This window comes from Photobacterium proteolyticum, assembly GCF_001939735.1.
In the GTDB taxonomy this organism is placed as follows: Bacteria; Pseudomonadota; Gammaproteobacteria; order Enterobacterales; family Vibrionaceae; genus Photobacterium; species Photobacterium proteolyticum.
Genome location: NZ_MJIL01000060.1, coordinates 32,136 through 53,465, shown reverse-complemented (window position 1 = coordinate 53,465; position 21,330 = coordinate 32,136). Strand labels below are relative to the sequence as shown.

Sequence of the window (21,330 nt, the reverse complement as noted above, 5' to 3'; positions counted from 1 at the left end):
TATTCCTATGAGATAGGGAATCAAACAGTTCCTAAGTAACTGACCAAAACAATAAGCGAAAACGAACATGACTAGTTGGTTTGAAACAGACGTTGTTATTATCGGCGGTGGCGCAACCGGCACAGGCATCATGCGTGATTGTGCGTTACGAGGAATGGCATGTATTCTGGTTGAAAGGGATGACCTTGCTTCAGGTACGACCGGACGTAACCACGGCCTACTACACTCGGGCGCTCGTTATGCCGTCACGGATCAGGAATCTGCCGAAGAGTGTATTCAAGAAAACCGAATCCTCAAAAAAATTGCCCGCCACTGTGTGGAAGATACGCAGGGGCTGTTTATTTCACTGCCGGACGATGATCTCGATTTTCAGAAAACTTTTCTGTCGTCCTGCCAGAAAGCAGACATTGATGTCGAACAGCTAACACCGCAAGAGGCACTACGACTAGAGCCTAACTGTAACCCAGATTTGATTGGTGCCGTCAAGGTACCTGACGGTACGCTTGATCCGTTTCGCCTTGCCGCTTCCAACGTACTTGATGCTGTCGAGCATGGTGCCCGCCTGTTCAATCACACAATTGTGACAGGCCTGATCCGAGACGGCCATACTGTCAAAGGCGTTAACTGCCTGAACTCGAAAACAGGCGAACATTTTGAGATTTATGCCAAACAGGTTGTCAATGCTGCGGGGATCTGGGGTCAACAGATCTGTGAGTATGGGGATCTCAATATCAAGATGTTCCCTGCCAAAGGATCCCTGCTTATCCTCGACTACCGGATCAACAACCTTGTCATCAACCGCTGCCGCAAACCGTCGGACGCCGACATTCTGGTACCCGGTGATACGATTTCTCTGATCGGAACCACCTCAGAGCGCATTGATTACGACAAGATCGACGACTTGCATGTCACCAGCAAAGAGATCGATGTGTTGCTTGAAGAAGGGGCTAAGCTTGCACCTATCATGGCCAACACCCGCGTTCTTCGAGCCTATGCCGGTGTCCGCCCTCTAGTTGCCGTCGATGGTGATACCAGCGGCCGTAATATCAGCCGCGGCATTGTATTGCTCGATCATGCAGAACGAGATGGCATGGACGGTTTCGTTACCATCACTGGCGGCAAACTGATGACCTACCGCATGATGGCTGAATGGACGACCGATCTGGTTGCCAAGAAACTGGGCAACTCACAGCCATGTATTACCCATGAAAAACCACTACCCGGCTCGGAACAAGCAACCGAGAAAACCAAGAAAACGGCCAGCCTTGCCAAACCTGTCTATCAGTCCGCCTACTACCGTCATGGTGAGCGGGCCGAGAAGTTCCTCAAGGGCGACAAGAAGAGCCAGGCGGTGATCTGCGAATGCGAGATGGTTACTTGTGGTGAAGTGGAGTACGCCATCAAAGAGCTCGATGTCCATAACCTGGTTGATTTACGTCGCCGTACCCGCGTTGGTATGGGACCATGCCAAGGAGAGCTCTGCTCTTACCGTGCCGCTGGCTTATTCTCGGAATACGGCAAAACATCAGGGACCGAAGCGAGCCACCTACTGGGCGAGTTCCTTGAAGAACGCTGGAAAGGCATCAAGCCGGTATTCTGGGGTGATGCAATGCGCGAAGGCGAGTTTACCTACTGGATCTACGAAGGCTTATTTGGTGTCAGTGACCTCCCTGAACAACAAGCGGAAACAGATATACCAACAGACACCACAACAAAACCAACAAGCGAAGCAGCAGACGAGGTCGAGCAATGAAATTTGATAGCGTAATTATTGGTGGCGGTGTTGCTGGCCTAAGTTGTGCGATCCGCTGTGCCGAGGCCGGGTTAAAAACAGCCGTTATTGCTGCTGGCCAAAGTGCCCTTCACTTTTCGTCAGGCTCTATTGACGTACTGAGCCGCCTGCCAGACGGTCAGCCAGTCGCCAACCCATTCAGCGCCTTTGACGAACTGAAAAGCCAAAGCCCGGAGCACCCCTACAGCAAGCTGGGCGAAAAAGCGACACGTGACGCTCTGGACTGGTACCAGGCGATGATGGAAAAATGCGGCGTCTACCTGACAGCTCAGGAAGATGAAGCCAACCATTTGCGCGTCACACCTATGGGCACTTTCCGCTCTACTTGGTTATCTCAGCAAACCGTCCATCAATTCCCCCTAAAAGATGTCGCGAAGGGGCTGAACAGTGTTGCTCTTGTTACCATTGATGGTTTCCGTGATTTCCAGCCTAAACTTTCGGCCGACAATCTGGCGAAGCTACCGCAGTTTAAAGATGTCACCATCACGACGGCTGCCGTCGATCTACCTGACTTCGAGACGATGCAACGTAACCCGTGTGAATTTCGCTCCATCGATCTCTCCCGGGTGCTACGTGACGAAACCAAGCTTTGTGCTTTTGCCAAGTCATTAATCCAACACGTCGGCAAAGCCGATCTTGTAATTCTGCCGTCCATTTTTGGCAATGGCGACGGGGCGGCGACTATTAAGCTGCTTGAAGGGCTGACTGGCTTTAAGATCTGTGAGATCCCAACCATGCCACCTTCTCTGCTGGGTATTCGTCTGGAAGAAGCCATGAAGTCTCACTTCAAAGCGCTAGGCGGCTTGATCCTTGCCGGTGACGAAGTAAAGCGCGGTGAATTCGAAGACGGCGAGCTAAAACGTATTTATACCAAGCACCATCATGACATGCCGCTCGTTGCGGACAATTACCTCATTGCCAGCGGTAGCTTCTTCAGTCGTGGTATGAGTGCACAAAGACATGCTATCGAAGAACCTATCTTCGGTCTGGATATGACTGATCTGCCACATCGCGATCACTGGTATCAACCCGAGTTCTTTGCCAAGCAGAGTCATCCGTTCCTCAAGATGGGTGTCACCTGCAATTCTCAGCTACAGCCATCTATCAACAACCAGAGCATCAGCAATCTGTACTGCGCAGGCGCCCTGCTTGCCCATTATGATCCGGTCTTCGAAGGCTGCGGCAGCGGTGTCGCCATCAGCACCGGCTATCATGTTGCCGAGAAAATGATTAAAGCGCAGCACCAAACAACAGAACACGCACAACAAGAAAGGACTATCGCATGAGCCTTCCAAAAAAAGACACCAGCTTTGATCAATGTATCAAGTGCACTGTATGTACCGTCTACTGCCCTGTCGCAAAGGCCAACCCGCAGTATCCGGGACCGAAGCAATGTGGCCCGGATGGCGAGCGTCTGCGAATCAAGAGTCCTGAGTTTTATGATGAAACCCTGAAGCTGTGTACCAACTGCAAGCGCTGTGAAACGGCCTGTCCGTCCGGCGTCAAGATTGGCGACATGATTGCCGTCGCCCGAGACGAGCATGCCAAAATGCCGCTCAACATCAAGACTATCCGTGACTTTGTACTCAGCCATACCGATCTGATGGGAACAGCAGCAACCCCGTTTGCACCGGTTGTTAATGCCATCACCGGCATGAAGCCGGTGAAAAAGATCATGCATAAAACCATCGGCGTGCACGATCACAAAAGCCTGCCGAAGTACTCCCACGGCACATTCCGTCGCTGGTACAAGCAAAACTGCACCAGCCAGGCTCTGTATCCCAAGCAGGTACATTACTTCCATGGCTGCTACGTAAACTATAACCACCCTCAGCTTGGTAAAGACTTCGTCAAAGTCATGAACGCCATGAGCATCGGGGTCCAGCTGCTCGACAAAGAAAAATGCTGCGGCGTTCCGCTCATCGCCAACGGCTTCTTTGATAAAGCCAAGAAAAACGCCAAACTGAACGTCAAGAACTTTACCGATGCCATCGAAAAGTATGATGCGCCTATCATCTCGACATCTTCGACCTGTTCTTTCACCCTGCGCGAAGAATACCCGGAAGTACTCAAGGTTGATAACAGCCAGGTGGCCGACAGAATCGAGTTCGTCACCCGTTTTCTGCTCAGAAGCTTTATGAATGGCAATATGCCGAAAATGAAGCCGGTCAATAAGAAAGTGGTGTATCACACGCCGTGTCACCTCGAACGCACCGGGGGTAGCCTGTATACCATTGAGCTACTCAAGATGATCCCAGGCCTGGAATTGGTGGTGCTGGACAGCCAGTGTTGCGGCCTGGCTGGAACTTACGGCTTCAAAACCGAGAACTATGACACTTCAATGGCGATCGGTAGCAAGCTGTTCAAGCAAATTCGTCAGGAGAATGCTGATTTCGCCATTACAGACTGTGAAACCTGTAAATGGCAAATCGAAGAAAATACCGACCTTGAAACCATCCATCCCGTCTCAGTCTTGGCGATGGCTCTAGCCTGATCCTAAGAGGGCCTAACCGGCCCTCACCTCTTTTTATTACAAAATTCTTGATAGAGATCCTATAGTTATTCTTGTGCTAGAAGAAAAGCTGGCAATAGTGCCTGATATTCTGGACGGAATATTTCTCTGGCAACCAGATCTTAAAACAATGCGAAATGACACGCAGGGAAGCATCAGGAATCTCATCCTTTAGCTGAAGTATGCAGTAGCTAGCGCTGGTAGCCCCAAATGGCTACAGCCGATAGCGGCCCTATGAAGCTCATCGTGTAGAAACGGTGCTAACTATCATTAAGGGGGTAAACCATGCGCATACTGTCTGTTCAGACAATCAAGGCAAAGCTATACCTGATCAGTTTTATTCTTGTCGCTTCAATGCTCGCCTTCGGCCTGTTCGAAATGGTCTCTTTCAAGAAAATTGATGACTTACAGTTTGCTGCTCAGGAAACCGCACACAGTAAAGCTGATTTACTGAAACTGCGCCGCCATGAAAAAGACTTCCTGGCCCGACTGGATGCCAAATATATAGAACAGTTTAATGCCGACCAGATTGCCCTTTCTGATCGGATAATCCAAATAAAAACAATTCTAAGCCAATACAGCTCTCAGCATGAGAACAGCTTCGACTATGTGCTGGAAGTCCTCGACCAGTATTCAACCCAGTTTAATGAAATTACCGATCAGAGTGTCCTGATAGGCCTGACAATGGAAGAGGGCCTGCGAGGCAATATCAACAATGCGGCTAACGACGCCGAAGAAAAGATACTGGCTACTGGCAACGAGCAGCTCTACCGTATGCTACTGACGCTCAGGCGCAACGAGAAAGACTTCATCATCACTAAGAATACCGACCACCTCGGTTACTTCAACAACAACATCGACACCCTGCAGCAAGCCATCAAGGAAAAGTCGTACAGTCGCGCCGAGCAGAGAGGACTGAGGCGAAGCCTGATAATGTACCAGATGATGTTCGAAGAACTGGTTGATGGCTACACCACCATTGGCCTTAGCCATGCCGAAGGCTTATATGGTGAACTGAGAAAGAAAGTACATGTTGTCGAAGCTGAAATCGACCGCCTAGAGTTGGCACTTATCGACGATATCAATCATCAGCAATATCAGGAAAAACTCACGCTAGCTATCAGCGGTGCAGCAATCACCCTATTCATGACCATAGTTTTGCTGACATTCAGCCGCAAGATCACCCGGCGTCTGGCCACGGTCAACCGCATGATGAGAGACATCGCCGAAGGCAATGGTGACTTAACGGTCAGAATGAATGATAGCGGCAAGGATGAGCTGGCAGAGCTCAGCCACTCTTTCGACAGATTTACCTCCAAACTGCAGACCATCGTCACTGGAATCGCCGACATCTCACAGCAGCTCTCTCATGCCGCCTCAGAGTCAACGTCGGCTTCCGATAACAGCCTGGAAAATGCTGAGCAGCAACAGGCTGAATCTTCCAGCGTTGCTGCGGCAATCAACCAGCTGCTGGCAACCAGCAATGAGATCGCCAGCAATATCAATGATGCTGCCGAGTCCGCTGAAAAAGTGAAGCTTGAGGCTCATAGCAGCTTACAAACCAGCCAGCAGGCCGCAGAAAGTATCCAAACACTGGCTTCGGATATTGCCGAATCACAAACACTGATCGAACGGCTTGAGACGGAGAGCAACAACATCAACAAAGTGATTGCCGTGATCCGTGATATTACCGAACAAACCAACCTGCTCGCCCTCAATGCCGCCATCGAGGCAGCGCGAGCCGGCGAGCATGGCCGAGGCTTTGCTGTCGTTGCCGATGAAGTTCGCCAGCTGGCACAGCGTACCCATAGTTCGACCCAGGAAATTGAGCACACCATCGAACGATTGCACACAGGTGTTGAAGAGAGTGTCGCGATTATGCAAAAAAGCCGGTCACAAACGGAAATGACGGTTACCCAGACCAACCAGGCAACGGATTCTGTCAATCGCATCGCGGCCGCTATTACCGATATCTCGGACAAAAACCTGCAAATTGCCTCTGCCTCGGAGCAACAGGCCATGGTATCTGCCGAAATCGACAAGAATATTACCCGAATATCAGAACTGGCGATGAGTACTGCATCAGCCGTCGGCCAGTCATCCCAGGCCAGCCAGGATGTTTCTAAGATGGCCAGACAGCTCGGGGAAGTCGTCGGTCAGTTTAAGTATTAAATACTAGGCCGCAGGCTGGATATCTTTTACTGCGGCTTTTTCTTTTACAGCCACTTTTTCTTTGTTCATCAATCGAAGACACAGCAGATAAACCATACCGTAGAGCACCATCCCGCCTAACAACACGCCCTGCCACGCCCCATACTGCCAGCAAGCAATCAGGTAAAACCCTCCGAGGCTACCACCGGCATAATAATGGACAAGGTACAATGCTGTGGCTGTTGCCTTGGCCGTTGTCGCTTTCTGGCTCACCCAGGCATAAGCCAGCGAGTGGGTAAAAAAAGCGCCGGAGCTTATCAACATCAGGCCAATCATCATTGCAGGGATGGTCTCTATCGCGGCCACCCACATACCAATGACACTCACTGTTGTTCCTATAATCATCCCGGTGGTCGGGTTATAGAACTGGCTCCACCTACCACTGAACTTTGCACTCAGGGTACCGGTGAGATAACACAGGAAAATCATTGAAGCCCAACTCACTGGCACCGAGTAGGGTTCGGCAACCAGACGAAAACCCATCACCGTATACAGGTTCACAAAGAGAGCAAAGTTCACTCCACCTATCAGCATCGCATACCACAGAACTGGCTTTCTCAAGTGCTGTATCACACTCTGGGTATGCTGTCTTAACTGGCCTTTTCTGGCGACAAAGTGTTGCTGTGGCGGCAGTAGTTTCCACACAAGCAAGGCAATAACAAGACTGAATAACGCCATACTGATCACCGCCGTTTGCCAGCCCCAATAATCAGAGATAAATCCCCCCGCCAGACGACCGACAATGCCTCCCAATGAATTGGCACTGATATAGCCACCGACGGCAACCATCAAGGCCTGTGGCGTAAACTCTTCAGCCATATAGGCAACCGCCACTGCAGCAAAGCCAGCAAGCGCCGCCCCCATACCGGCTCGGGCAAGGCTAAGCATCAATAAGCTCTCGGCACCCAGCATCAACAAGCCGACAACAGGCAACAAAAACAAACTGATAAGCATCACACGACGACGGCCTATCACTTCAGAACCTACCGCCCAGGGCACTAGCATCACAGCCAGTGACAATGTTCCTGCCGCCAGCAACCAATTGACTTCTGTTGCCGTGGCCGAAAACTCGTTGGCCATCAACGGTAGCATTGGCTGAAACAGATAAAGATTACAAAAAACCAAAAAGGAGCCCAAGGCGAGAGCAAAGCTGGCACGTTTATAAGCAGGGGTTTTTAAATCAATCATTATCGAGGGCCATACCGTTGAAATCTAATAAAACGGTAGCAATTCATCCCCAATAATGAAAATATATTAAAAATATAGGGATGATAGTTTTTGTTTATAGCCAATGGATGTTCGTCAACTCACCTACTTTGTCAAACTGGCCGAAACGGGTAATTTCACCCGGGCAGCCGAGCAGCTGCATATCGCCCAACCGGCACTAAGCATTGCCATCAAAAAGCTCGAAAGCCAACTTGAGCTGCCACTTTTCCACCGCAATGATCGCAAGGTCATGCTCACCCATGAAGGTAGCATTCTGCTTGAACACGCCCGGCTCATTCTCCAGCAAATGGAAGATGCCAACATCGCAATGGCAGAGTTAAGGGGACTGGAAAAAGGGGAAGTTCGGCTTGGGTTGCCAAGTATGCTCGGATCGTATTTCTTTCCAGAGATCCTGATGGGCTTTAAAAGCCAATATCCAAATTTAAAGCTAACCATTGTCGAAGCTGGCACCCAGTCCATCCGGAAAATGCTGTTAAATGGCGAACTGGATCTTGGTATTATCCACAACGCCGATGTCCCCGACAGCCTTGCCACCGAGCACCTTATCAACTCACAAATGGTTGCTGTGGTTGGCGAGGGAAACCCGTTGGCCCAGCAAAAAACGATCAGCTTCAGTGATTTTTTCCAACACGAACTCGTGATGTTCAAGCAAGGCTATTTCCACCGAGAATTCATTGATGATGTATGTCATCACCACCAATTTACACCTCAAATCGCCTTCGAAACTAACCTGCTGCCAATGATTTTAAAAATAGTCCGTAATGATTTTGCTATTACGGCACTTCTGGAAATGGTGACACAGCATGAGCAAGGATTGTCGGCCATTACCTTTCAGCAGCCTGTATACCTTGATATTGCGATTGCATGGCGAAAAAACGGATATTTGTCTGTTGCAGACCGCGCCTTTATGGAGTTTGTTAAACAACACTGCCAATAATAATCACCACTAGCCAATTACATATTCAATCCGTTCATACTATATAGGCAACAATTCTTATAATGGCGCTATATTGCTATTTTATTAGAATTTCCTTCAAAACTATCAGTTAACTCTTTTGTTACAGCTTTTTTCATATTAGTTTTCAAGCCAGTAGCACAACAAAAATACGCCGCTTAAAATACTGCATCAGATCATAAATACCGCCGTTATATATCGAGTAAATGCTACTAATTAGGTAAATTACCCATAAATAATGTGTAAGAAAGTATTTTTATATACACACATTTTCTTTTAATTGGTTTTATTTTGTAGTTTAAGAGGACACTTCCATGTTGGAGCTTATAATTGGTCTTCTGGTTGCTGCGGGTGTAGGTCGATACATCTTCAAAGGATATACAGCAACTGGAGTGCTATTAACTGGCGGTATTATTTTACTTGCCATCACTGCTGCGTTAGGTAAGAACGTGCTGCCTACTGGCGTCACGTCAACAGGCAACGCTGTCACTGATGTATTTGAGTATATTAAGTACCTGCTAATGTACCGCGCAGGCGGACTTGGCATGATGATCATGATGCTATGTGGCTTTGCAGCCTACATGACCAAGATCGGTGCCAACGACATGGTCGTGAAAATGGCGTCCAAACCACTACAATTTATCAAATCCCCTTACATTCTGATGGTCGCCACCTACTTCGTTGCCTGCCTGATGTCCCTTGCCGTTTCATCTGCAACCGGTCTGGGTGTATTGCTAATGGCAACCTTGTTCCCGCTGATGGTTAATATGGGCATCAGTCGCGGCGCTGCAGCTGCAATCTGTGCGTCACCGGCAGCTATCATTCTGTCTCCGACCTCTGGTGATGTTGTTGTCGCTGCTGAAGCAGCAGGTATGGAGCTGATCGACTTTGCCTTCAAGACAACGCTGCCAATTTCTATTGTCGCTATTATCGCCATGGCCGCTGCTCACTTCTTCTGGCAGCGCTACCTGGATGACAAAGAAGGTGTTGTTCACGAAAAACTGGACGTTAGCGAACTGACTGTTGATGCGCCAAAATTCTTCTGCATTTTGCCTTTCACGCCGATCATCGGTGTATTGCTGTTCAGCGGTAAGCTGTTCCCGGAACTACACATCGTCACTATTCTGGTGATCTGTATGTTCCTTGCTGCGGTAATCGAACTGATCCGCCACCGTAACTCAAAAATGGTATTTGAAGGCCTGGATGCTGCGTATAAAGGAATGGCAGATGCCTTCTCAGGCGTAGTTATGCTCTTGATTGCAGCTGGTGTTTTCGCGCAAGGTTTGAAATCTGTCGGTTTCATCGACAACCTGCTTCACCTTGCTGAAATCGCGGGTGCCGGCGGTATCTTCCTGATGATCCTATTGGTTGGTATCACAGCAATTGCAGCTGTCACTACCGGTTCAGGTAACGCGCCGTTCTACGCATTCGTTGAGCTTATTCCTAGCCTTGCGGCCAAAATGGGCATCAACCCGGCATACCTGGTTATTCCAATGCTTCAGGCATCTAACCTTGGCCGTACCATTTCTCCGGTATCTGGTGTTGTTGTTGCCTGTTCGGGCATGGCGAAGCTGTCTCCGTTCGAAGTGGTTAAACGTACTTCTGTTCCGGTCTTTGTTGGTATTATCGTGGTAATCATTGCCACCCAAGTTATGGTACCGGCGGCGTAAGCCATCCTATAAACCTGAAAAAGCCCATAACTCATGTGGGCTTTTCTTTATAAATAAACACATAATCACGAAAATCATCTAACTAATACACTCTGCCCCCACTAGAAATCCCTACCACCACCAGTTTCCAGTTCATCTTTTTTATAAAATCACCCTCCTCGGAACTTTATATTGTATTTATCTTAATTACAGCCACCAAAACTGCAACGTGTGGCATACCTAAGGAATAATAAGAAGATCTAAGCGATATTAAGCCCAATGCTCTGAATTGTGATAAAACACCTTAAATTCAATTATGTACATAAGTGATATCCCATCTACATTTTATTTTAAGCGGAGTTATACCGTACTTTTTGTAATGGCACTGTTGTCATTACTAACGCTGTTTTATGACTTGTGGAGCCAGTGATTAAGCTTCAGCCGTCGAGCCGTGACTTTTGATGTAGAGAGGGAATAGTTATGCGAAAGAATACCCATGTTACTGACAATGAAATTGTGCTGGCTCCCAACGCCCAACTTGTTACGACAACCGACTTGAAAGGCATCATTACCTATGCAAACGACGAATTCGTTGACATTTGCGGTTATTCTGCAGATGAACTCGTTGGTCAGCACCACAATATCATCCGGCACCCTGACATGCCTCGTCAAGCCTTCGCCGACTTATGGAAGCACCTAAAGGCCGAACAGCCATGGCGGGGAATCGTCAAAAATTGCTGTAAAGACGGTAGCTATTACTGGGTAGATGCGTACGTCACCCCACTGTATGAGAACAACCAAGTCTGCGGTTACCAGTCGGTCAGACGCAAGCCAGGCAGTGAAATGATTAATAGAGCTAATAAAATCTACCAACATCTTAATCAGAAAAAGAATCCTTATTCGTTCCAGCTGTCCACCACACAAAAAATGGTTCTGTGCTTTCTGGCTACTGTGCTGACTATTACCAGCGCGCACCTCTTTATTCCGGGGTATGCTGAATTCTCGGCCCTGGTTCCTCTCGCCGTCGCTTTCTTTCTGTTTCGCAACGAATTGCTGAAAACTCCCTCATATTTAAAGCAATTGACTGACCAATACGACAGCCTGACGCGTATTATCTATAGTGGCGACTCGAAAGAGTCTATCGCTGACTTTCATCTCCAGCTAGGCGATGCACGACTGAAAACGGTTCTGGGACGTGTCGATGATGCCTCTATAGCACTGGGAGATGTTGCAGACACTCTCCAGCAGGCCTCCACATCGACCAAAGCTTCCATCACCGAACAGGATCAGGAAACACAAATGATAGCTTCGGCCATCACCGAACTTTCAACAGTGTCGAATGAAATTGCCCAAAATACCCAGCTTACAGCAGACAAAGTTGCCACGGCCCAACTGCAATGTGTCAAAACCACCGAAGCACTCAATTTAACCCAGCAAGCTATCTATGAATTGGAGCAGGAAACAGAAAATACTGCTGAAACAGCCAAGTCTCTGGTCAAAGTCTCCGATCAAATAGAAACCATGATGGTAGAAATACAGGGCATTGCCGAACAAACAAACTTACTGGCACTTAATGCCGCTATCGAAGCCGCCCGAGCGGGAGAGCAAGGGCGCGGGTTTGCTGTCGTTGCCGATGAGGTACGTGCTCTATCGCAACGAACACATGGTGCCACAGAAAAAATCCAGCATGGTATTAGCGACATAAACTCAACCTTGAACCAATGGCAGTCACGGACAACCGTCAGTATTGAGAAGACCAAAGAATGTGTCGATAACACAGATACAACAGCCCAAAGTATTAGAGAGGTTGTGGCTATGGTTGATGAAATGGCAGAAATATCGACTCAGATTGCCACAGCAGCCGAAGAGCAAGGAATGGTCTCAGCTGAAATCAGTAACAATGTTAACCAAATCTCATATTCTTCGACAAAAAACCTGGAACAAGTAGAAAAGATGGAAAAGTCATCCATTTTGATGCGTGAAAAGGTTACCATGCTTAAAGGACTTGGAAAGTCCTTCGGCTAATCAAACACTTACCTCATTATGCCGGGCGGATTTTGAGCTCTGTTCGATTATGCTTGCATTTTGTTGCTTAACAATTTGAACTGTATCATAATTTGCTCGTCTATAACTTCAATCATGATGCATTACTTACAGTACTGAAAACCAATATGGCAAACCCGCTCGACGATAATATCACTTATATCAGTCTTCAAAACCTAAAGGTTTCGCTCACTGATATGTCGGTCACAAATAGTAATGATGGTGCCCAGACTCAACTGCGCATCAAAGAGGTCGAATTACTCAAATATCTTTGTCAGCGATACCCGAATGTAGCGCTTCGTACTGACATTGCGGAAAACGTGTGGGCGAACACCTATGCGTCAGAGTTTACGATTAACCAAACGGTTAACAGTTTACGCTCGAAGTTATTCAATCAAGGCAAGGCCCTGATCATTACCGTACCCAAACGAGGCTACAAGCTAGGTGTTAAGCCAGAGTTTCATACCTGTGCCCCACCCACTCCTGAGCTTAGCGCTCCGGCACCAGAGGTCAAAAAGAAGACCAAGCCTGACACTACATCTAAAGCTTCATCTCAAAAAGTGAAATCAACAGCTATTAAGCTAAGCAAGCCCGTATTTGCTTTAGTCAGCATTCTCACTAGTTTATTGGTTGTCCTCGGTATTGGACTTATTCAGCAAGATGACTTTGAAGCAATGCGTATTAACGAAACATATATACTATTTAGTCCGACCGATAATGAACTCAAACTAATAAATGAAACGCTGCAATCAACTCACTATGACTATATCGACAAGGTCAGTGCCACAATATACGGGTGTAAAGAGGACAAGCAATGCATAAATATCACCCCTTAATTAAGCTATTGATAAATATTGCAGTTATTAGTCTGGTGCTCTTGTTTCTCAAAGGGAAATTCACACCAGTCTTCTATAAGATCAATGGGTTTTGGCAGGCCGAATCTGTAAATGGCGAAGCGTTTTACATGGAGTTTGATGGTAACACCTTGAATATCTACGGCCAGGATGAGCGAGCCAAGAAATTCAATGTTCGCTATGACGCTCAATACCAGAAAGACAGCAATGGTCGAATAGTATTAATTCAAATATCTGCTGACTCAGACAGTAAGTCATTGAAAGAAAAGCTAGATAAAAGCACAAAAGTTTTCAGTTCTATGCGTTTTAAAAAGGTAGGCGAGAATGTCGTCACCAGTTTTTATAATGGCGAAAACCTCATGCTATATAAATTGAAACGTATTGAGTGACGCTAATTGCATCGGTGATGTGTATAGCCATACCGACCGTTTTTTTCACCGATGCATTAATTGAATTAGCAGAATTAACCTGATTTGATCATATATGGACACTTCCTATTGGCAAGTAGTGAATTGAATAAATCAGGTGCTGGACTGCACATTTTAGTCATTATCAAATGGACCATTGAATCGTTCTAAGCGGCTATTTTCTGCCTTTTTTCATCAAATACATTGCGTGGTCTGCATTGGCTAACGCGGCCTTAAGTCCATCATCCAATTGAGCAATACCATATGAAAATTGCACATTAACCTCCGTTGCAGACTGCATTAAAAACTGAATAGTCGCTTCCTGCTTGTCGGCACCGCAGATAAGGATAAACTCATCGCCTCCAACTCTAAACCGTTCAATGACTTCAGGTACTGACTTCAATAACCCTGCGAAAGTTACAATCAGACTATCACCGGCTTCATGCCCCTTCGTGTCATTAACCCCTTTTAAGCCATCCAAATCCATATAGATCAAAACACGCCCGCTGTTATTAGAATCGAACTGGTTGAGCTTCCTGCGATTACATAAACCCGTTAGTTCATCGTAATAGCTGTGCGTAATGTAGTACCGAATGATCCTATGTAGCCCATATGCTGCTGAACAAAGCCCAAATATATAAATCATATCGATAACAACCATTGCACTTGAGCCACTCACACCAAAATAGGCGCCCGACTTTTCAAGTTCAAGGGCGACACCTAGCAGACTCGAGCAAATCAGAAATAACATCCCTAAAAGTAACCACAAAGACTTCGCTAGAAACTCACTGGCTACAAACAACACGAACACAAATACACCGCAGGTAATCAGCTCCAGCAACGTTTCATATCGTTGGTGTTCATTTACTTCAGTAAGGACACTGACAGACATGAAGATCAATGCCACCACCATCAACACACGTAACACCAACCACTCCTTGGTTTATTTTCCCCCACTTAGTTTAGCTGTGAAACGACTTGGTTACATAGTCTTTCCTGCGATCCCCTTATCAATTAAGAGTATCGGACAGCAAGATATCAAAGCACTGCGTTGCGTCAGATCTAGATGACTAGAGCAGCGTACTGCTACAGCAAACCAGATTAGGAACTTATCTGCTGAATATGGCGTGATTTTCCATGTAGGGATAGAAATTTGAAACAGCTGGCCAATTCTCTCGTGTTTGGAAGATACAGATAAAGAGTTATCATTATTTTTTGCGCCGATTACTACAGCTTTGTTATAAGGCCGATACTACATGAGTAACGCCTGAGTAGCTTGCATATAGCTAGCCTTCTTTGCAAAGACCCTATACTCTGGCTGACGATCATAACTAACACGCACAACAGATTTTGCGGTTTTAAGTAATACATGAATTCTACGTCTATGTTGCATATAATCGACGGCATCAAGTTTAAGTGCTTTTACAACTTCATCTAATAACACTATTGGCTCAATTTTTTCACCCACCTTCACCATTAATCCGTCTTGCATAGTGGATTCGACAGTACCCCATGGGCAAGAAATCTGGCTATCAGCATAATTAGTTCCTAGCTCTTTCTCATAAACATATATTGTCCGACGATTAGTAGGAAGATAGAGTTGATAAGCAATCTCTTGTCTTTCATCATCAAAAACTACCCTACGAACAATACCCCTGACCATAAATAGTTGCTTTAGCCAAGCGGGTTGCTCTGGATGGCAATCAAAGAAATATACTTTACTGTCATAAGCATACTTTGGTGATGATGTCTCTTCGTCAATAGAAGCTAAGTTACGAGTGTTGAATTGCGGACGTTTGATCATATTGCTCTTCTTGTTATGTTTTTAATAGCATTTAATGCGATAGTATTTGAAATTCAGTTAACATGTTTCAGAGGGCTAGGACTCTAACCTGACAAATTGTAATAAATAACTAAGCATAATTTATATCAAATTCTCGTAACAGACTTGATAATGTATACCTTAGTAAGGTTCTATCAAGGTTGAACAGTATCCGTACAAGGATATCTCAGTTTAGATTGGCCAAATGCTGGAAGTTTCTCTCAATCGGTATAACAATATATTCTACTAACCCAGATCATACCTCTTCCAAATACTCTAAAAATATGAAGAAGATTAACGAAACAAATTCGCCTACCTCACCACCCGCGACCAATCGCCATACACATGCCTGCACCGAATAATTCAGTATGAAAGCATATGATATGTAAGGTTTAAATAGGTTACCCGTCATCTGCGCATAGTAAAACTGTCAACTCTTCTGCTTTTCTTTAAGCCGCAAACCAATCACCCCTTGAGAATATCGCGTATCAAAGGCTGTCATGATCCGCGCTAAAATGGTTCATGATTGGTGACAGTTCTCTGGCAAACAAGCCACAAAATCCATCAGATTCCGACTAAGATTAACCCACATCATTTTTATGCCCTCTTGGTGAGTCAAACCCAGAGAATATCAGGGCTAGCCAGTCATTTACCAAGCGGCTATAATTCCCGCCTTCTAAGATTGAGGCCAATGTATGCACACTGATGTAACACCAATAAATAGCTATCCCAAATACTGGGCGGAATGCTACGGCACTGCGCCGTTCCTGCCGACAAACCGTGCGGAAATGGACGCACTTGGCTGGGATAGCTGCGACATTATTATCGTTACCGGTGATGCCTACGTTGACCACCCAAGCTTCGGTATGGCGGTAATTGGCCGATTGCTAGAATCGCAAGGCTTCCGGGTCGGCATCATCGCCCAGCCTGAGTGGAACAACAAAGACGCCTTCATGTCGATGGGCAAACCGAATCTGTTTTTCGGCATTACAGCCGGTAACATGGATTCGATGATCAACCGCTATACGGCTGACCGCAAGCTGCGTCATGATGATGCCTACACACCGAACAACGAAGGCGGCAAGCGACCTGATCGCGCCGTGTTGGTCTATTCTCAGCGCTGCCGTGAAGCCTACAAAGAAACACCGATTGTACTCGGTGGTATCGAAGCCAGCCTACGCAGACTGTCTCACTACGACTACTGGTCTGACAAAGTACGTCGCTCTGTTCTGTTTGATGCCAAAGGTGACATTCTTCTTTTCGGTAATGCCGAGCGTGCCTTGGTTGAAGTGGCACACCGTCTGGCGGACGGCGAGGATATTGCAACACTGACCAACATAGCCGGTACGGCAGTGATCATGAAAGAACTGCCGGAAGGCTATAAAGAGATCGATTCCAGCCGCATTGAAAAACCGGGTAAGGCCATGGCAATGCCCAACCCTTATGCGACTGAAGAGAACTGCGAAACCAACAAAGCTGAGAAAAAGGCAGAAGTTGAAGCCAAGCCGGTTCACATTCAGCCGTCTCGCCATGACTCCAACAGCACGGCTATTCGTCTGCCGTCTTTTGAAAAGCTGCGCAACGACCGTATTCTCTATGCGCACGCCAGCCGTGTTATGCACCTGGAAACTAACCCTTACTCATCGCGAGCTCTGATCCAGAAACACGCTGATCGCGAACTATGGGTGAACAAGCCGCCTATTCCGCTGACCACGGAAGAGATGGACTTTGTCTTTGGCTTGCCTTATGCGCGCGTGCCTCACCCTTCCTATGGCAAGGCTAAAATTCCAGCCTATGACATGATCAAAACCAGTGTGAATATCATGCGCGGTTGCTTTGGCGGCTGTTCTTTCTGTTCGATCACCGAGCACGAAGGACGTATCATCCAAAACCGCTCACAAGAATCGATCATCAGCGAACTGGAAGATATCCGCGACAAGGTTCCGGGCTTTACCGGCACTATTTCGGATCTGGGTGGACCAACAGCCAACATGTACCGCCTGGGTTGTTCGGATCCACGCGCCGAGGCCAACTGTCGCCGTCCTTCTTGTATCTTCCCGGAGATCTGCAAGAAGCTGGATACCGACCACAAGCACACTATCGATCTATACCGCAAAGCACGTAATGTTGACGGTATCAAGAAGATCATGATTGCTTCAGGCGTTCGCTATGACTTGGCTATCGAATCACCGGAATATATCCGCGAACTGGTGACCCACCACGTTGGCGGTTACCTGAAGATAGCGCCTGAGCATACCGAAAAAGGCACACTGGATCTGATGATGAAGCCGGGCATGGGCACCTATGACCGATTTAAGGAACTGTTTGAGAAATACAGCAAAGAAGCAGGCAAGAAGCAGTACCTGATCCCGTACTTCATTTCGGCGCACCCGGGTTCGACCGACGAAGACATGCTGAATCTGGCTCTGTGGCTTAAGAAGAATGATTTCCAGTGTGATCAGGTTCAGAACTTCTACCCGTCTCCGATGTGTAACGCAACGGCGATGTACCACTCGGAAACTAACCCGCTCAAGCGTGTTAAGTATAAAAAGCGCGAAGATTTATTTGTCGCCAAAGGCGATCGCCAGCGTCGTCTGCACAAGGCTCTGTTGCGCTACCATGATCCACTGAACTGGCCACTGATCCGAGAGGCGCTTGTCTCGATGGGCAAAAAGTACCTGATTGGCGATAGACCAAACTGCCTTGTACCAGAAGAAGGCAGCGAGGCAGAGATGACGCCGGCACAACGTCGAGGTTCTGGCCGTCACGGTGCAAAACGCTTTGCAACCAAGCACCCAAATCAGCCTGATATCCGCAAGGATGGCAAACGTAAGCCGGGTAGCCGCTCTAACGGCAATAACAAAGGCAACCAGAGCCAGCAAGGTAACCGAGGTAAACCAAACGGTAAACCTTCAGGGCAGTCTGCTGGAAACCGTAATGGTAACAGTAACGGGAACAACTCGGGCCGCCCTAACCGCAACGGTAAGCCGACTTCCGGTCAACGTCAGGGGCAAGGTCAGAGCCAAAACGGCAAGCCGAACCGTAGCCGAGCCAAGGCGCGCTAACAGTTACGACTGCTTTCGCGACCTCTCATACAATAAAGCCCGCACATAGCGGGCTTTATTTTTGCTATTTGTTAATAAGCTAATAGCCTAACAAGTTTTTGAAATTTAAGCTTTAATACTTAGTTTCGAATGGCTTCTGTCACAGCGAAGTGAGAGGCCAGGTGCCTTTCTTACCGTCAATAACTCCGCCTATCGAAATAACTCGATCGCCATAAAAAAAGCAACGGCGCAGCCTATAACGACACCGAGCCCTATCAACATTTTCTTTTGGGCATTTTCATCTAAATATTTGGTTGCCAGAAATGCCAGTAACAGCAGGACAAAGATAACGGCGATTTTCAACATACACTCACCTTCGAAACCAGACTAACCACATATACCCACACTGTACCACAGTTAAAGTGCGGGTTTTGCTAGTTAAATCAATAGACTTATACCAATCTCACTAGATTTCGAACATCTGATAATCTTTCAACGCCGGCACCACGCGATGCAGCTCTTTCTCTTCCTCGGCCAGCCCTTTGATTGAGTCGCAAAGATCATTGGCTTTGTTTGCAACCTCACCCGAGCGAGAGCGCACTTTCTCTTCAATACTTGCCTTTAGTTCGGCAAATTGTTGTTGCAGCTCAGAGAAGTTCAGCTCACCGTTTTTCATTTCCTGCGACAATGCGGAAAACAGCCCGGACAACGACTCCATGCTGACATGTTTCATGGCCTGCTCAAATTCCTGCTTCCAGTCAGCATCGACGGTACTAAAGATATCGGCAGGCATAACGAACTCACCATCCTGATAGAATTTCTGTTGCGCCTTTTGGCTGTAGTCATCAATCAAGGACTCAACCTTGGCAAAAGATTCTTTCGAATCAAAGCGCGCAGAGACTTCATTCAAAATATCGGAAGCAATACCCACACCGTCATCGGCAATATCTGCCATTTGCGGCAAGTATTCCTTTACCCCATGACTATAGGCATCTACGGCTTTTTGCTGGATAGCATCCAGCTCCAGACGCTCACCGTTGATGTATACCTGATTGTTCTCGTCAATCATCATCTTAGGCTGACCGCCTTGATACACCGACACCTGTTCGCCAGCAATATGGATATCATTCTGCACATCAACAGGACAGCTCTGAGCAAAGGCCGCCGCAGGGGCAAGGAAAAGGCATGTCGCCAAGATTTTCTTCATCATCATATTCAACAGTTTTTCTTTAACTGACACATAACTGGCTTTACTGTCACATTTTTCTCCCTCGGCTACAAGTGCCAGAGACTGTAAGAGAAACAAGCCCTAACAATATGACCGTATCAGCTCATCATGCTTGAGTTTTTACTCATATATAGGCACTCTGTGAACTATCATTCATCTGGTCAGAATTATTGTGGAAAAAGTTGCTATTTTCGTCGATGTGCAAAACATCTACTACACAGTCAAAGACACCTATGGTTGTAACTTTGACTACAACGCATTTTGGGCAGAAGCCACACAGGGCCGGGAGGTCGTTGCCGCTTACGCCTATGCCATTCACCGAGGTGACGAAAAACAGCGTCAGTTTCAAAATATTCTGAGAGGCATTGGCTTTGAAGTAAAACTCAAACCGTTTATCCAGCGTAGCGACGGGTCGGCCAAAGGTGACTGGGATGTAGGGATCACCCTCGACGTCATTGAACATGCAGCCGAAGTGGATCGGGTTATCCTGCTATCCGGTGACGGCGACTTTGACCTGCTCGTCGACAAGGTACAATCCAAATATAATGTGGATGTTGAGATCTACGGCGTACCGGCACTAACGGCAAGCTCACTGATCAATACGGCGAATTTTTTCCGAGAAATTGAAGATACCCTACTTCTCGGACGAAAATAAACTCGATCGCATGTAACAGAAAACGGGAAGCCATTGGGGCTTCCCGTTTAAGCATTAGTCGCTTATTTTTCTGTGGCTGCTCATTTCATCAGCGCGCCTACAGCCTTCTGCTCGCAAGCAATCCTTTTTTGGGCGCTTAACCTGCGAAGATCCTTCACCGCACCGTAAACCATTTTCAACGGTACAATCACAAAATAGATTGAAGCTAAAACAACCATCACCGGATCAGCATACACTGCATATTGGGAGTAATCGGTGTATTCCATAAAGGTGGCAATAACAAATCCAATCATTACAGCGCCGCTAATCACTGTATCCATTGCCCACTGTTTTACTTCTGCTTCCACCAACGCAGAATTGGCCTGCTTGCCTTTTCTTGCCATTACCCAGATAGTTGCCAGGCAGCCAACAATGTTTATCACTCCGAAGAGCAGAGCCAACCCTGTATCAACTTCACGCCCGCCGTTAAAAATGGCAACCACTGCCGTGCTAAAAGAAATGCAGCACATCACGGTGATCACAACGCCCTTAAAGGCAATCACCAACGATTCAACTTTTGCTTTATCCCAGGATGCGCCATCAGGCTGGCGAATATACACAGCTGCAACCAGCGACACCAGTGTCAAGGCCAGACTAATAAACGAATAGGCGCCGTCAAAAACGATGACCAAAGAGCCCATCCACAAGCCAAGACCGATCCCCATCACGGCAAACAGAAACGAGGAGAAAGTCGAAAACTGAAGCAGCCGACGTTCAAGCTGCACATTACAAGTCATAGTTACCTCTATTAACCGACGTATTTCTCGTCAGGTATTCCTAATTATTGCGGTGTATAACTATCTTATCGTGATAGTTTTGCTTGTTATAATCACCAAGCGACGAAATAATTGACGCTGGAGATGTTATCAATAGACCAGCAGCTCATTCCCTA

Annotated in this window: 17 protein-coding genes; 11 read left to right on the top strand and 6 right to left on the bottom strand. The window is 47.1% G+C overall.

Going from position 1 to position 21,330, the window contains the following annotated elements:
* Positions 1-67 precede the first annotated feature (67 nt).
* From glpA to BIT28_RS09540, 4 genes are all read left to right on the top strand, one after another.
* Positions 68-1,753 (top strand): anaerobic glycerol-3-phosphate dehydrogenase subunit A, encoded by a 1,686-nt coding sequence (gene glpA / locus BIT28_RS09555; protein ID WP_075763340.1) that lies wholly within the window; start codon positions 68-70, stop codon positions 1,751-1,753.
* On the top strand, positions 1,750-3,078 hold the full coding sequence (glpB, locus tag BIT28_RS09550; protein ID WP_075763339.1) for a glycerol-3-phosphate dehydrogenase subunit GlpB: 1,329 nt from the start codon (positions 1,750-1,752) through the stop codon (positions 3,076-3,078). The genes glpA and glpB overlap by 4 nt, the downstream gene beginning before the upstream one ends.
* Complete coding sequence (glpC, locus tag BIT28_RS09545; protein ID WP_075763338.1) at positions 3,075-4,286, top strand: anaerobic glycerol-3-phosphate dehydrogenase subunit GlpC; 1,212 nt, start codon at positions 3,075-3,077, stop codon at positions 4,284-4,286. Before glpB ends, glpC begins: the two co-directional genes overlap by 4 nt.
* 303 nt (positions 4,287-4,589) lie before the next feature.
* A complete protein-coding gene (locus BIT28_RS09540; protein ID WP_075763337.1) occupies positions 4,590-6,476 on the top strand; it encodes a methyl-accepting chemotaxis protein in 1,887 nt (628 codons plus the stop codon).
* 3 nt (positions 6,477-6,479) lie between these two features.
* Here the strand turns inward: BIT28_RS09540 and BIT28_RS09535 are convergent, their stop codons facing one another.
* Positions 6,480-7,703 carry an MFS transporter gene (locus tag BIT28_RS09535; protein WP_075763336.1) on the bottom strand — a complete coding sequence of 408 codons (1,224 nt, stop codon included), beginning with the start codon at positions 7,701-7,703 and terminating at the stop codon, positions 6,480-6,482.
* A gap of 103 nt (positions 7,704-7,806) precedes the next feature.
* Between BIT28_RS09535 and BIT28_RS09530 the strand changes: the two genes are divergently transcribed.
* From BIT28_RS09530 to BIT28_RS09510, 5 genes are all read left to right on the top strand, one after another.
* The gene (locus BIT28_RS09530; RefSeq protein ID WP_075763335.1) at positions 7,807-8,679 is read left to right on the top strand and encodes a LysR family transcriptional regulator; all 873 of its coding nucleotides are present in this window, start codon (positions 7,807-7,809) and stop codon (positions 8,677-8,679) included.
* A gap of 332 nt (positions 8,680-9,011) precedes the next feature.
* Entirely contained in the window at positions 9,012-10,367 is a 1,356-nt protein-coding gene (gene dcuC, locus BIT28_RS09525; RefSeq protein ID WP_075763334.1) for an anaerobic C4-dicarboxylate transporter DcuC, read from the top strand.
* A gap of 459 nt (positions 10,368-10,826) precedes the next feature.
* Positions 10,827-12,371, top strand: coding sequence for a methyl-accepting chemotaxis protein (locus BIT28_RS09520; RefSeq protein ID WP_075763333.1), 1,545 nt, complete (start codon positions 10,827-10,829; stop codon positions 12,369-12,371).
* Positions 12,372-12,586: 215 nt separating this feature from the next.
* Positions 12,587-13,225 carry a winged helix-turn-helix domain-containing protein gene (locus BIT28_RS09515; protein WP_175577512.1) on the top strand — a complete coding sequence of 213 codons (639 nt, stop codon included), beginning with the start codon at positions 12,587-12,589 and terminating at the stop codon, positions 13,223-13,225.
* A complete protein-coding gene (locus tag BIT28_RS09510; protein WP_075763331.1) occupies positions 13,204-13,632 on the top strand; it encodes a hypothetical protein in 429 nt (142 codons plus the stop codon). Before BIT28_RS09515 ends, BIT28_RS09510 begins: the two co-directional genes overlap by 22 nt.
* 193 nt (positions 13,633-13,825) lie before the next feature.
* Here the strand turns inward: BIT28_RS09510 and BIT28_RS09505 are convergent, their stop codons facing one another.
* Together BIT28_RS09505 and BIT28_RS09500 are read right to left on the bottom strand one after the other, a co-directional pair.
* Positions 13,826-14,578 (bottom strand): GGDEF domain-containing protein, encoded by a 753-nt coding sequence (locus BIT28_RS09505; RefSeq protein ID WP_075763330.1) that lies wholly within the window; start codon positions 14,576-14,578, stop codon positions 13,826-13,828.
* A 324-nt stretch (positions 14,579-14,902) separates the two neighbouring features.
* Positions 14,903-15,454: a hypothetical protein gene (locus BIT28_RS09500; RefSeq protein WP_075763329.1), complete on the bottom strand. Its 552-nt coding sequence runs from the start codon at positions 15,452-15,454 to the stop codon at positions 14,903-14,905.
* A 713-nt stretch (positions 15,455-16,167) separates the two neighbouring features.
* Between BIT28_RS09500 and BIT28_RS09495 the strand changes: the two genes are divergently transcribed.
* A complete protein-coding gene (locus BIT28_RS09495) occupies positions 16,168-18,537 on the top strand; it encodes a YgiQ family radical SAM protein (RefSeq protein ID WP_075763328.1) in 2,370 nt (789 codons plus the stop codon).
* 189 nt (positions 18,538-18,726) lie between these two features.
* On the opposite strand, the gene BIT28_RS29500 is transcribed toward BIT28_RS09495, so the two are convergent.
* Together BIT28_RS29500 and BIT28_RS09490 are read right to left on the bottom strand one after the other, a co-directional pair.
* A complete protein-coding gene (locus BIT28_RS29500; protein WP_175577511.1) occupies positions 18,727-18,882 on the bottom strand; it encodes a hypothetical protein in 156 nt (51 codons plus the stop codon).
* Between the two features lie 100 nt (positions 18,883-18,982).
* Entirely contained in the window at positions 18,983-19,756 is a 774-nt protein-coding gene (locus BIT28_RS09490; protein ID WP_245823673.1) for a YggN family protein, read from the bottom strand.
* Between the two features lie 160 nt (positions 19,757-19,916).
* On the opposite strand from BIT28_RS09490, the gene BIT28_RS09485 reads away from it, so the two are divergent.
* The gene (locus BIT28_RS09485) at positions 19,917-20,399 is read left to right on the top strand and encodes a LabA-like NYN domain-containing protein (protein ID WP_075763327.1); all 483 of its coding nucleotides are present in this window, start codon (positions 19,917-19,919) and stop codon (positions 20,397-20,399) included.
* Positions 20,400-20,479: 80 nt separating this feature from the next.
* On the opposite strand, the gene BIT28_RS09480 is transcribed toward BIT28_RS09485, so the two are convergent.
* Complete coding sequence (locus tag BIT28_RS09480) at positions 20,480-21,175, bottom strand: cation efflux transmembrane domain-containing protein (RefSeq protein ID WP_075763326.1); 696 nt, start codon at positions 21,173-21,175, stop codon at positions 20,480-20,482.
* Positions 21,176-21,330: the final 155 nt, after the last annotated feature.